This window comes from Candidatus Nucleicultrix amoebiphila FS5 (assembly GCF_002117145.1).
In the GTDB taxonomy this organism is placed as follows: Bacteria; Pseudomonadota; Alphaproteobacteria; order Caedimonadales; family Nucleicultricaceae; genus Nucleicultrix; species Nucleicultrix amoebiphila.
Genome location: NZ_CP008743.1, coordinates 515265 through 528049 on the forward strand (window position 1 = coordinate 515265; position 12785 = coordinate 528049).

Sequence of the window (12785 nt, forward strand, 5' to 3'; positions counted from 1 at the left end):
GAATCCATGAAGATTGGTGGTAATGAAATTCGCCCCGGTAATATCATAGAACATAAGAATCGCCTTTGGGTTGCCGTAAAAATTCAACATACACAACCTGGAAAAGGTGGCGCTTACTTACAAGTAGAACTTAAAGACATTCGTGACGGAACAAAGCTTAATGAGCGTTTTCGTTCAAGTGAATCTGTCGAACGTGTACGCCTAGACTCAAAAGAATACCAATATCTTTATGCTGAGGGCGACATGTTAACTTTTATGGATCAAGAAAATTTTGAACAGGTCACTCTGCCTAAATCATTTCTAGGGGATAGCCATCAATTCCTTAAAGACGGTATGATGGTCGAAGTTTCTAGTTATGAAGGAGAAATTGTTGGTGTGTCTTTGCCAGATTCGGTTGTGATGCAGATTGTCGAAGCTGAGCCTGTTGTAAAAGGTCAGACTGCTTCTTCCTCTTACAAGCCTGCAATGCTAGAAAATGGCGTTCGTGTGATGGTTCCCCCTCACATTGAGGCTGGACAAAAAATTATTGTCAATACAGCCGATGGCACCTATGTTGAGCGCGCCAAAGATTAACCTTATTCACGAATCAAACGAGGCACAATGCAAAACCCGCGCGTAAAAGTTACAAACCCAGCAACCCTCATGATGTGCCGTGCTGCCCTAAAAGCTGCACGTCGACTTTTAAGAGACTTTGGTGAAGTTGAACAGTTGCAAGTCTCTCAAAAGGGTCCTAAGGACTTTGTGAGCAATGCAGATCGTCAAGCTGAGCGTACAATTCGCCAAGAGCTTGAGAAAGCGCGTCCAGACTTTGGATTTTTAATGGAAGAATCTGGAGAAATTATTGGCAAAGACAAATCTCAACGATGGATCATAGACCCCCTCGATGGCACCATGAACTTTCTTCATGGTATGCCTTATTTTTGTATTTCAATTGCCCATGAAAAAGATGGGGAAATCATTGCAGGTGTTGTGTACGACCCAGTCAGAGACGAAATGTTTTGTGCAGAAAAAGGGGCTGGGGCCTACGTTAATGAACATCGATTAAGAGTTTCTGCACGATCAAAATTACAAGACGCCCTGGTATGCACCGGCGCTTCGCCTTCTTATCGTAAGCAACTCATTGAAGATATCCTAAGAAATTTTGAAAACGAAGTTTCTGCCTTAAGATGGAATGGAGCAGCTGCATTGGATCTTTGCTATTTGGCTGCAGGAAGACTTGATGCCTATTGCGCTTTTGGGTTAGCGCCATGGGACATGGCAGCAGGCCTTATTATTATTAAAGAAGCTGGCGGTTATATCACGAATGCCTATGGCGAAAAATTAACTTTGGACTCTCCGACTGTTGTCGCTTCCAATCCTTATCTTCATGAAAGCCTCGTTCACTTAACTTCTTCCCTCATCAAACGTTAGTAAAACTATCCTAACGTTTGAGAGTAAAAGCACACTATAAGCATTTAGCGCATTCTAGGATATCCATGGTAATCCATAATTTCTTTTTATCTTAAGATCATTTATACTAAGTTATAATTTTAATACTAAAAAAGATTAAAGATCTTATGGCCCCAATACTTTTTTCAATAGGGATGGCATTTCTTTTTCCAAAAGGGTTTCAAAAACTCACATCCAGCCTATGGATACTTTTTATAGTTCTTGCCTGCACTGCAGTGGTCTTCTTTGGGGGGGGGACTAAGCTCGCTTATACTCATGCATTCTATATTCCCATTGTTCTCGCCGGCATCTCTTTTAACTCCGTTGGAGGACTTATAATTGGCATGCTATCGGGGTTTATTTTAGGCCCGTGGATGCCAGCAGATATTGCTGCAAACCAAATGCAGCCGTTAGAGTCATGGGTTGTTCGTCTCTTTTTCTTTACTTTAATTGGCGGAATCGTTGGTTATGGTTGCCAAGTTTTAAAGTCATTTTTGCTTGAGGTGAAGAAAAAATTACTCACAGATCCCATCACAGAGTTGCCCAACTTAAAGGGATTAGAAGATCTCGTAGAACGACAAGGATTAACCAATAGAAAATACGCCATCGTTGTTTTGCATGTCGACCATCTTAAGTATATTGTTCGAGCTCTTGGGCAAGCATCCGTTGAAGAAATTCTACGTCAGATTCGTTATCAATTAACTCCCCATCTCAATTCATTGGCTTTTCCAATACTGTTAGACCAGGAGAGCTTTGCTCTTTTTATCTATCAAGATACGGATGTTCCCAAAGTAATTGAAACTTGTCGACATCTGATCAAAAATGAATTTATTATTGAATCAATCCCTATTTTCACTGAATTTAATTATGGCGTTGCTTTTAAAGAAGCTGATGATCATATTTTAGACGTCGTCCGGAAAGCAAAACTGGCAGCTGAAAAGTCCAAAAGATTCAGTGCTCCTTATTCGATCTTTCAAAAAGAAGACGATAGTTATAGCAAACGTAACTTGCAGCTTATTCATGACTTGAGTCACACAATAGGAAACAAAAAACTTCAGCTCTTCTATCAACCCAAAATCGACCTTAAGACAGGTGCCATTATTGGTGTTGAGGCCCTTTCACGATGGAATCACCCTCAGTTCGGTGCTATCCCTCCCAATGAGTTTATCAATCTCATTGAAGGCACTCTCTTAATTAATAACTATACCAAATGGATGATTCATTCAGCCCTCAAACAAGTTTCTCAGTGGCATAAAAATGGACTGAAGCTTCAAATCGCTCTTAACTTCTCTATGAAGAACTTTTATGACCCTTCTGTTTTGCAAGAATTACATGCAACGCGAAGAAATCTCGGCATTCCGCCTGAAAGCATTGAAATTGAAGTCACAGAGAATGCCGTCGCCTCTAACATTAAAACCGTCGCCGATATCCTTGCTACTCTTAGGGACACGGGCATTAAAATCGCCGTCGACGATTTTGGAACGGGACAATCCTCATTGCAGTATCTTTTTGAGCTTCCCATTGATACAATTAAAATTGATAAAATCTTTATTGATCAAATGATCACAAATTCGGCTGCTGAAGCTATTGTTCGTAGCGCCGTACTTCTTGCTCATGAGCTCAATCTTCAGGCTGTTGCTGAAGGAGTGGAATCAGAAAAGGAGCTTAGATTCCTGCAAAAAATTGGCTGTGACCAAGGACAAGGCTACTTCTTTGCCAAACCAATGACCGCTGAATTTTTAACGCAATGGATTTCCGCCAGAGAGTCACAAAACGCGAAGTCCTAATATCCCTTAAAAACAGGCATTTTTACAACATTGATTCTAAAATAATAGTAATAATTAAAAAAATAATTTGACAATATTAAAAAAAATATCAATTAGTACTATGCATAGATGTTAAAAGGTAAAAATCACAACACATGAATTTCTCTGATCTCGGGCTAGGTCCTAAGACCCTACAAGGTATTGAATTAGCTGGTTATAATTCACCCACCCCAATACAAAGTCAAGTTATCCCTCTTGTGTTAAAGCGCCACGATTTATTTGGCTGCGCACAAACAGGTACTGGCAAAACAGCTTCTTATACGCTTCCTATTCTTCATATTTTGGAGAATGGACGTCAAAGAGCCCGTATGCCCCGTGTTTTGGTTTTAGCTCCTACCCGTGAGCTCGCTCAACAGGTTGAACAGAGCTTTACGCAATATGGAACGTTCCACGGCTTTAAAAACGTTACCCTGATTGGGGGAGAATCTATTTACGAGCAAGAAAAGCGTCTTTCCAAAGGTCCCGACATTCTTATTGCAACGCCGGGTCGTTTGTTAGATCTTTTTGAACGTGGACGCATCATGCCCCATGCTATTGAAGTGTTGGTTATTGATGAAGCAGACCGCATGCTCGACATGGGTTTTATCCCAGATGTTGAAAAAATCCTTGGTCTCTTGTCAAAGAATTGCCAAACTTTACTGTTCTCAGCAACTTTTTCTGAAGAAATTAAAAAAATTGCTCAAAAATTTCTCAAAAACCCTGATGAGATCTTTATTTCACGCTCTTCCAAGACGGCCGAAACTGTCGAACATTTTGCCGTAAAAGCTGAAGATGCTAACAAACGTAATATTCTAAAAGCCCTTATTGATAAAGAAAATCCAAAATCTTCCATTATTTTTTGTAATCGTAAAAAAGATATTTCCGCACTTTGCACTTTCTTAAAGCGTGCAAAGCTTAGCACAGCACCACTCCATGGGGATTTGACACAATCTGTACGTACAAAGACCCTCGAAGAATTTAAGTCTGGGAAGATTCGCTTTCTTGTTGCAAGCGATGTTGCTGCCCGTGGCTTAGATATTGATGACATAGACGTTGTCTTCAATTTTGATGTCCCCAATAACGCCGAAGAGTATGTACACCGTATTGGTAGAACTGGTCGTGCTGGCAGGAAAGGAAAAGCTTTTACATTCATGAGTGAAAAAGAAATTAAGTTATTTAAAGCAATCGAAAGTTTAATTAAGACAAAGATTCCTTTCTTTGAAGTGCTGTCTGAAGAAGATAAGAAGCCTGAAATGATCAAGACACCAAAAAGTGACTCTCTTCCACAGCAACCTTCTAAGCCTATTCAATCGGCACCAACAAAGCATCAGAAACCAAGACACCCAAACAAAGGTCCGATCATTGTCGGCTTTGGCAATGAGATTCCAAAATTCATGATGCATGATCTTCATATCCCTGAAAGTCACGACTCTAAGGCGATTGTTTAAAATTTATAGGATTCTTCTGCATATATCGCTTGATTTTTGCAGTCATTGTGGTTAAACGTCTTGTCATTGGTCCCCATCGTCTAGTGGCCTAGGACACCGCCCTTTCACGGCGGCAACACGGGTTCGAATCCCGTTGGGGACGCCACCTCAATTGAACGCACATATTTATGACTGAGTATATCAATATTGCTGAAGTCATAGGCCATTTAGCAGGTTCCCTTACGACAGCCGCATTCCTCCCCCAAGCGATTAAAGTTTTTAAAACTAAGCGAACGCAAGATATCTCATTATTGATGTATATTATCCTGTGTTTAGGCGTTGGGTGCTGGTTCGCCTATGGGGTGATGATCAACGCTCTGCCCGTCATGATCGCCAATGGTCTTACCCTTGTCCTCGCCGCCAGCATTCTGGTCTTTAAACTCGTTTCGGAAAAAGAGAAGTAAGCCAGGCAGTGTTTGCCTACTATTTGAACGTCTCGAAAGATTCTGTCAGTCAATGGGAACGCGGAGAAAAAAAGCCCGCAGGACCTTCTTTGAAACTGCTCTCTTTGGTGGAAAAGAAGGGTCTATCCGCCATCGCTTGAATCATTCAACCAGAATGAATAACAACCAACTTCTTTTTGAAGACAGTGACTTGATTGGCATCCCCAACGGGAGTCGAACCCGTGTTGCCGCTGGGAGAGAAAAGGAGCGTTTTGTAATCAAAATTCATAAAAAATAGCTTTTGTAATCGTTTTTCACAATCTATAATCAAAATTCATAAAAAATTGTTTTTATAAACGTTTTTCATAGATTGTAAGCATTTTTCATGATAATGTCGAATTTATTAGAAACATAAAAAAACTAAGTATTTTTCATGGAAATTGATAATTATAAGCGTTTTTCACACCCTGTAAGTATTTTTCATGGAAGAGCTCTTCCAACAATGGATGGTTCTTTAGCAGGGTATGCGGCTTTGGTTCATGCTTATGATTTGAAGACACCTTTACCTGAACATCTCTGTTTTATCAGTCGTCAGCATAAACGGTATAAAGTTGAGGGTTGGGAAGTCTATACATTAAGGCATAAGCCAAAACCATCCCTCGTAGGGCATCTTACTTTTGCTTTAAAGTATGAAGGAATTGATCTTGCCATTCTCAATACGCTTTTTCAAAAAATCCAACCTACTGAACTTGAAGGTTGGGTTAAATCTGAACCTAACAGTCGCTACAGTCGCCGGGTTTGGTTTCTCTATGAATGGCTTACAGGGAAAAAACTCAACATTCCCGATATTGAAAGGGGAAATTTCTTTGCTGTTGTTGATATAAAACTCCAATTTGGTGGAGCTTCTGAACTTTCCAAAAGACATCGCGTGAATAATAACCTTCCTGGGACTCAAGATTTTTGTCCTTTGGTGAGACGCACAGAAAAGCTCCAACATTTTTTAGATCTTAATTTAAGCGAGACAGCCTATACGAAAACAGGAAACATTCATCCTGATGTGTTGTCTAGAGCTGCAGCTTTTCTCCTTCTCAAAGATTCGAGAGCTTCTTTTGCCATAGAAGGAGAAACGCCACCTCACAGTCGTACAGAGCGATGGGGACGCGCCATTGCTCAAGCAGGATTCGTACCTCTTTCTCTAGAAGAACTCTTGCGTTTACAAGAGATTGTAATAGAGGACAAGCGTTTTGTTAAACTTGGTCTTCGAGAAGAAGGAGGTTTTATAGGCGTTCATGAGAGATCAACACAAAGGCCTTTGCCAGATCATATTTCTGCTCGATGGCAAGATCTCTCCATACTTATGAAGGGAATGATAGACTCTTATCAGAAGCTTAATAAGAAGGGTTTAATTGATGCGCCTATCCTTGCGGCTGTTATAGCTTTTGGGTTTGTATTTATTCACCCTTTTGTCGATGGTAATGGACGCATACACCGCTACCTTATTCATCATGTGCTTGCTGATCTTGACTTTACTCCTAAGGAGATAGTTTTTCCTGTGTCGACAGTTATTTTGAAACGCATAGATGACTATCGACGTGTTCTTGAATCATATTCTCGTCCTCGACTTGAGTTCATTGATTGGAGGCCCACAGAAAACGGAAATGTAGAAATTCTTAACGAAACAATAGATTTGTATCGATATTTTGATGCTACAAAAATGGCGGAATTTCTTTATGAATGTATACAAGAAACAATAGAGAAAATTCTCCCAGAAGAGATCAATTATCTTGAAATGTATGACCAAATGAAAAAAAATATTAATGAACTTTTTGATATGCCAGATCATTTAGCTGATTTATTGATTCATTTTTTAGAACAAAATCAGGGAAAACTTTCTAAACGTGCAAGAGAAAAAGAATTCAAAGCTTTATCTAAGAAGGAATGTCAACAGCTTGAAGAGCTTTATGCCAAGGTATTTAAAGATACAGATTGAGGATCTTTACATTTAAAGGAAAAGTTCGAGAAAAATCTTTTTCTATTTTGACAAGGCTGATTTGATTGGCGTCCCCAACGGGATTCGAACCCGTGTTGCCGCCGTGAGAGGGCGGTGTCCTAGGCCACTAGACGATGGGGACCTTCGCGAACGGTTGGAACCTATCTGAAGTCTTCATAATTATCAAGCGTCAATTATCTTACAACGTTACACTCTTGTTAGAGAAACTCTTCCATAGGCTGATAACGAATCGCTCTGAGAACAATTTGTCGATGAGGCGTTTCCAACTTTTTGGTCGCAAAAATGTATTCTATTTCTGTGCGTGTATCTGATCTTTTTTGTGGAGTTTTCTTATCAAACAAGGCCGTTTCCCCATAACTGTCTATAAAAGACTTCAAAAAAGCCTTTGGCTTTACTTTACCTGCAGCACTTTTAAAACTGATTTTATATCCTGTATCCGCGCTTATATAAGAGGTCTCCACATCACCATAATCAAACTCTATAATGCTCAAGATCCCTTTATAATGGGTAGGATCCGTAAAACCGTTGCCTGTGACATAGGCAATTTCACGCTTAAGAATGGTTTCCACCGCAGCATCGTCACTTAAAAATAAATCGCTCACTTCCTTTAGCGTTAAAGGCGGAAACTTTGCCTTTTCAACTTCTGGATTATTTGTGGCCGCAAAATGGATGTTTGTGAAAGTATTTACTACTGGTGTTATATACCCCATCAGGGAATTAACTGCTGAATTCTTAGGCTTATGTGTTGATGCCAAAGAAGTGTTTGGGTCGTCTTTCTTTTCTAAATTCACCTGATTCTCGGACGCTTGCGCACCATAAGCCCCCATACAGAAAGCAACCAAGCAAACTGCAACACTATATTTTAGCATAGCTGAATCCTTTCTATTTGCTCTCATCCTCTGCATTTTGAGATGAGTAGGCTCTTCTAAAGTTATCAATGATTTGACCAACTTCTTCTTGAGGAGTACCCACAGCTTTAAGAACAGCAGACGCCAACTGAAGGCTTGGTTCCAGGTTCTCAGGCATAATAACAGCCACACCCAATTGGGCTAATTTAGCTTCATATTCATCATCACGCATTCTAACTGAGACTTGCAGATGGGGAAATTGACGACGTATCATCGTGGCTATTTTCAAAGTTGCGCGGGTATTATTAATACTCACAACAGCAGCTTTCGCTTTTTCGACGCCTAGAACCCGCAATACTTCGGCTCGAGAAGCATCTCCGTAAAACACTGGAAATCCTTTCGCACGTCCATTGGAGACATTATCCATGTTATTATCGATCGCCACAAAGGGAATCATTCTCTCTAACAAAAGACGTGCAACCATTTTACCCACACGCCCAAATCCAGCAATAATCACGTGATTTTTTAAGTCACCAATTTCATCAAGGGCGGCATGGAGTGACGCATCTGATTCTTGTTGATGCCAACGTTCATCTAACCGTTTACCAATAACAGCTAAAAGAGGCGTAAGAGCCATCGAAACAGCCACCGCACTATAAATCAATTGGGCAATCTCAGGCGTAATAATCTCAAGATTCAAAGCTGGAATAAAAAGAACGAAGACGAACTCTCCTCCCCCTGCCAACAATAACCCCACCCTCACAGCCGTAATGCGTGGCAACTTGAAGAGCAAGCACAGGAAAAAGAGTATGGCCGCTTTAATCGCCATCATGCCAACAATAAGCGTTAAAATCACTGAAAATTGGCTATACATAAGACTAATATTGATAGACATGCCCACGGTCATAAAGAATAGACCTAAGAGTAAACCATAAAAAGGATGAATATCTGCTTCAACTTGATGACGATATTCTGTCTCAGAAAGCAGAAGTCCTGCTAAAAAGGCCCCCAATTCCATAGATAGGCCTGCCGCCCAAGTTGCCACACTGGTAGTTAAGACGACTAAGAGCGTCAAAATTAACATTAACTCTTGATTATTGATACGGACGAAAGCGCGATAAAGGGGGCGCAATAAAAGTCGGCCAACCATCAAAATCATAAAGAGCACCAAAAACGCTTTTACTGCAGAGATCCCTAACACACTGAGGATACTGCTTTCACTTTGGGCAAAGGTTGACATTAATACCAAGAGAACAACAACAAAAAGATCTTGCAGCAAAAGAACAGCAAACGCAACACGGCCAAATCGTTGCGCGATCTCCCCACGTTCTGCCAAGAGCTGCAATACAACTGCGGTAGAAGAAAGAGCAAGTGCACTGCCTATAAGGATTGTGGCTTCAATCGATAGATCCAGCCACCAACAAATCGCTGAAAATGCAAGGGTGGTCAGCATTACTTGAGCAAACCCCAGACCAAAAACATAACGCTTGAGGACTTGAAACCTTTGCAAAGGCATCTTGAGACCTATTGTAAACAATAAGAAAACAATACCGAATTGTGAAAAAAACTTTAGACCGTCAAAACCAGCAATGAACCCGAGAGCTTTTGGTCCAATGATCAAACCTCCAATTAGATATCCTAAAATCGGACTTGCTTTTAATCGACGAAAAAGAGGAACAACAATGGCAGCAGTTATTAAAAGTATCAGTGTATCAGACATATAATGTGTTTCGTGCAAAGAACCCCCTTCTTGAATTTTGATTCAAAATTTCAACCTCCAACTCTCGTAAATGTGTCAAAGGATTATAGTTTTATTTTTATTAAAAATATGTAACCTAAAATGATTAAAAAATTCTACTTTTTTTTCACATTTTTGTAAATTTATTAACAGTGCAAATTTCATTGGGTCTTCAAGAAGTCAATCCTCTTTTTAAAATTAATTTAAATTTTTTTCATTTGCACAAAATCCTAGTAAAATCAACATGTTGACTTAATTCATCATATTTCTTTTCTGGTGGTTTATTAATTCTCTTCTTTAATCACTTAAAGAATTTAGTTGCTTTTTTACGCACAAAGTTATCCACAAGCTTGCTGTCCTCTAATTTATTGGCATATCAATTAAATTTGCACCATAATAGGGCAGTTAAGTGATTTTATGTGACATAGTGAATGCCTGAACATATTTCTCCAGTAACTTCTTTGAACCGCGGTCTTGAAGTTATAAGCGATTACGTTAAAAACTTACCTCTTAAACCGGGTGTCTACCGTATGCTGGGGAAAAACGACACGGTTCTTTATGTGGGGAAAGCCAAAAGTCTTAAGAAGCGGGTGCAAAGTTATACTCAACCCCAGCGTTTACCAAATCGTCTTAAACGTATGATCTCAGAAACAATTTCCATGGAGTTTGTGATAACTCATAATGAAGTTGAAGCTTTGCTTCTAGAAGCAACACTCATCAAAAATCTTAACCCTCGTTATAATGTCCTTTTTAAGGATAGTAAATCATTTGCCTATATTTTGATTACAGAAGGTCAATGGCCTCGTCTTGGAAAGCATCGTGGTGCAAAAAATATCCCAGGTAAATATTATGGTCCATTTGCTTCTACTGAAGCCGTTCATCAGACTATCAATAGTCTGCACAAGATCTTTAAACTGAGAAATTGCAGCGATAGTTATTTTGCTGCACGAAAACGTCCTTGTTTACAATATCACATCAAACGCTGCACTGCCCCTTGTGTGCGCTATATCAATGAAGAGGATTACAACACGTCTGTACGACAAGCAAAAGATTTTCTCGAAGGCAAGAGTCAGCTTCTACAAAAGGAATTGAGTGAAAAAATGTTGGCTGCAAGTGCTAAACGTGACTATGAACATGCAAGCTTTTATCGTGACCAAATTCGTGCGCTGACCCAGATCCAAGTACACCAAAATATGAATCCTACATTCAAAGAAAGTACGGATATCATTGCCTTAGCAGAAGATAAAGGTAGCGTTGCTATTCAAATCTTTTTCTTTCGAAATAGTAGTCATTTTGGCAGCAGAACATACTTTCCTCTTCACACCGATGAAACCTCCCCCGAAGATGTTCTCACCAGTTTCTTAACCCAATTTTATAATGATCATCAGCCTCCAGAGCTTGTATTAATCAATTACGACCTTGAAGACAAAAATCTTTTACAAAACGCCTTTCATGAAAAATACGGTCATTCAGTCACCTTCCTCAAACCTCTCAAAGGAGAGAAGAAAAAGTTAATAGAGCGTACCTACGAAAACGCTTGTGAAGCTTTAGAGAGACATCTTGCAGAAGCTTCAACTCTCAAATCGATCCTGGAAAAATTGACGGAAGTATTTCAGTTACCGAATATTCCTGAACGCATTGAAATATACGATAACAGCCATATTCAAGGATCAAATGCTGTGGGAGCCATGGTGGTTGCTTCAAGAAGAGGCTTTGAAACAAAACTCTACCGAAAGTTTACAATAAAAACCGCTGGACCATCAGGGATCACACCTGGAGATGATTTTGGAATGATGCGAGAAGTCTTAACGCGACGCTTTAGCGGCTCTCTTCTCAAGAAGGTTGAAAATACTTTACCAGACCTTATCTTGATTGATGGAGGCAAAGGACAATTAAGCACAGCCCACTCGGTGCTCGATGAATTAAACCTTGATATTCCTATTCTAGCTATTGCTAAAGGACCTGAGCGTAATGCGGGAAAGGAAACTTTTTTTAAAAAAGATTCTCATCCCATTACTCTTGAACGTCATCGTCCAATCCTTCATTATCTAGAACGATTGAGAGATGAAGCGCACCGCTTTGCGATTGGCACCCATCGAAAGAAACGTGAAAAGGCCCTCACTTTGTCGCCTCTCGATGAAATTTCAGGAATTGGTGCTGAACGCAAAAAAATTCTCTTGCGCCATTTTGGATCTACTCGCAATATAGAAAATGCAGGGCTTGAAGACTTAAAAAAAGTGAATGGAATTAGTGCAGCTCTTGCAAATAAAATTTATGATTTTTTCCATCCTTAGATATTATATAGGCGTTGACTAAATGATGCTTCCTAACCTCCCAAACACATTAACTCTCTTCAGAATTGCAATTATTCCGATCATGATCGTACTGTTCTATATGAATAAGGAAATGGGATTTTGGATTGCCGCTGTTTTCTTTATGTTTGCGTGCATTACTGATTTTCTTGATGGATATTTTGCCCGCACCTTTAAACAGACAACGAAACTGGGGGGCTTTTTGGATCCCATTGCCGATAAGCTTTTAGTTGCTTCAACACTTTTACTTCTCGTTGGATTTGACCGTATTCGAGGGCTCTCATTGGTACCCGCTATTATTATTCTTTGCCGAGAAATTTTAGTTTCTGGATTAAGAGAATTTTTGGCTCAAACTCAGATTTCAGTCCCCGTCAGCCAATTAGCAAAATGGAAAACTGCTGTTCAGATGGGAGCTATTGGATTGCTCATTGCCGTCCCTGAATCGTCTTATTTCTTTTCTCTAGCCACAATTGGCATTATTGGTCTATGGGTAGCAGCGATTCTTACTCTTGTTACAGGGTATGATTATCTGAGGGCCAGCTATCATCACATGAAGACTTGATTCTAAAAGATTATTCAGGTATCAGAAGTGAGTTGTTTATTTAAACCACTTTTTGTGGGGCGCATAGCTCAGTGGGAGAGCACTACGTTGACATCGTAGGGGTCGCTGGTTCAATCCCGGCTGCGCCCACCATCTCCTCCCTCTTTTCCTTTTGATTAATCTGTGTTAAATTAAGCTATTATGAAAATATTTCATCTATAGCGTCATAGAG

Annotated in this window: 10 protein-coding genes, 3 tRNA genes and 1 pseudogene; 11 read left to right on the top strand and 3 right to left on the bottom strand. The window is 39.9% G+C overall.

The window, feature by feature from the left end; translation table 11 throughout:
• Positions 1-6 precede the first annotated feature (6 nt).
• From efp to GQ61_RS02465, 8 genes and pseudogenes are all read left to right on the top strand, one after another.
• A complete protein-coding gene (efp, locus tag GQ61_RS02430) occupies positions 7-573 on the top strand; it encodes an elongation factor P (RefSeq protein WP_085783775.1) in 567 nt (188 codons plus the stop codon).
• 27 nt (positions 574-600) lie between these two features.
• The gene (locus GQ61_RS02435; protein ID WP_085783776.1) at positions 601-1410 is read left to right on the top strand and encodes an inositol monophosphatase family protein; all 810 of its coding nucleotides are present in this window, start codon (positions 601-603) and stop codon (positions 1408-1410) included.
• Between the two features lie 146 nt (positions 1411-1556).
• Positions 1557-3215, top strand: a complete 1659-nt coding sequence (locus tag GQ61_RS02440; RefSeq protein ID WP_085783777.1) for a putative bifunctional diguanylate cyclase/phosphodiesterase — start codon at positions 1557-1559, stop codon at positions 3213-3215.
• A 134-nt stretch (positions 3216-3349) separates the two neighbouring features.
• Positions 3350-4681 carry a DEAD/DEAH box helicase gene (locus GQ61_RS02445; protein WP_085783778.1) on the top strand — a complete coding sequence of 444 codons (1332 nt, stop codon included), beginning with the start codon at positions 3350-3352 and terminating at the stop codon, positions 4679-4681.
• 69 nt (positions 4682-4750) lie between these two features.
• A tRNA-Glu gene (locus GQ61_RS02450) sits at positions 4751-4826 on the top strand.
• Between the two features lie 22 nt (positions 4827-4848).
• Positions 4849-5124, top strand: coding sequence for a SemiSWEET transporter (locus GQ61_RS02455; RefSeq protein ID WP_085783779.1), 276 nt, complete (start codon positions 4849-4851; stop codon positions 5122-5124).
• Positions 5112-5264 (top strand): annotated as a pseudogene (locus GQ61_RS09400) (helix-turn-helix domain-containing protein); the annotation flags it as partial. The gene GQ61_RS02455 and the pseudogene GQ61_RS09400, both read left to right, overlap by 13 nt.
• 272 nt (positions 5265-5536) lie before the next feature.
• Positions 5537-7093: a Fic family protein gene (locus tag GQ61_RS02465; protein ID WP_157111118.1), complete on the top strand. Its 1557-nt coding sequence runs from the start codon at positions 5537-5539 to the stop codon at positions 7091-7093.
• Positions 7094-7159: 66 nt separating this feature from the next.
• Here the strand turns inward: GQ61_RS02465 and GQ61_RS02470 are convergent.
• The 3 genes from GQ61_RS02470 to GQ61_RS02480 form a co-directional block, all read right to left on the bottom strand.
• Positions 7160-7235: transfer RNA gene (locus GQ61_RS02470), tRNA-Glu, on the bottom strand.
• Positions 7236-7311: 76 nt separating this feature from the next.
• Positions 7312-7983, bottom strand: coding sequence for a hypothetical protein (locus GQ61_RS02475; RefSeq protein WP_085783780.1), 672 nt, complete (start codon positions 7981-7983; stop codon positions 7312-7314).
• Between the two features lie 13 nt (positions 7984-7996).
• On the bottom strand, positions 7997-9700 hold the full coding sequence (locus tag GQ61_RS02480; RefSeq protein ID WP_157111119.1) for a cation:proton antiporter domain-containing protein: 1704 nt from the start codon (positions 9698-9700) through the stop codon (positions 7997-7999).
• 431 nt (positions 9701-10131) lie between these two features.
• Here GQ61_RS02480 and uvrC point away from each other — a divergent pair, with 431 nt between their 5' ends.
• The 3 genes from uvrC to GQ61_RS02495 all read left to right on the top strand — a co-directional run bounded on the left by uvrC (position 10132) and on the right by GQ61_RS02495 (position 12706).
• On the top strand, positions 10132-11994 hold the full coding sequence (gene uvrC, locus GQ61_RS02485) for an excinuclease ABC subunit UvrC (protein ID WP_085783782.1): 1863 nt from the start codon (positions 10132-10134) through the stop codon (positions 11992-11994).
• A 22-nt stretch (positions 11995-12016) separates the two neighbouring features.
• Positions 12017-12574, top strand: a complete 558-nt coding sequence (gene pgsA / locus GQ61_RS02490; protein ID WP_198157380.1) for a CDP-diacylglycerol--glycerol-3-phosphate 3-phosphatidyltransferase — start codon at positions 12017-12019, stop codon at positions 12572-12574.
• 57 nt (positions 12575-12631) lie between these two features.
• Positions 12632-12706 (top strand) — tRNA-Val (locus tag GQ61_RS02495).
• Positions 12707-12785 lie beyond the last annotated feature (79 nt).

What these genes read in the sequence shown, in the direction of transcription:
- efp (WP_085783775.1), top strand. Translation starts at nt 7, where the DNA reads ATGAAGATTGGTGGTAATGAAATTCGCCCCGGTAATATCATAGAACAT.
- GQ61_RS02435 (WP_085783776.1), top strand. Translation starts at nt 601, where the DNA reads ATGCAAAACCCGCGCGTAAAAGTTACAAACCCAGCAACCCTCATGATG.
- GQ61_RS02440 (WP_085783777.1), top strand. Translation starts at nt 1,557, where the DNA reads ATGGCCCCAATACTTTTTTCAATAGGGATGGCATTTCTTTTTCCAAAA.
- GQ61_RS02445 (WP_085783778.1), top strand. Translation starts at nt 3,350, where the DNA reads ATGAATTTCTCTGATCTCGGGCTAGGTCCTAAGACCCTACAAGGTATT.
- GQ61_RS02455 (WP_085783779.1), top strand. Translation starts at nt 4,849, where the DNA reads ATGACTGAGTATATCAATATTGCTGAAGTCATAGGCCATTTAGCAGGT.
- GQ61_RS02465 (WP_157111118.1), top strand. Translation starts at nt 5,537, where the DNA reads ATGGAAATTGATAATTATAAGCGTTTTTCACACCCTGTAAGTATTTTT.
- GQ61_RS02475 (WP_085783780.1), bottom strand. Translation starts at nt 7,983, where the DNA reads ATGCTAAAATATAGTGTTGCAGTTTGCTTGGTTGCTTTCTGTATGGGG.
- uvrC (WP_085783782.1), top strand. Translation starts at nt 10,132, where the DNA reads ATGCCTGAACATATTTCTCCAGTAACTTCTTTGAACCGCGGTCTTGAA.
- pgsA (WP_198157380.1), top strand. Translation starts at nt 12,017, where the DNA reads ATGATGCTTCCTAACCTCCCAAACACATTAACTCTCTTCAGAATTGCA.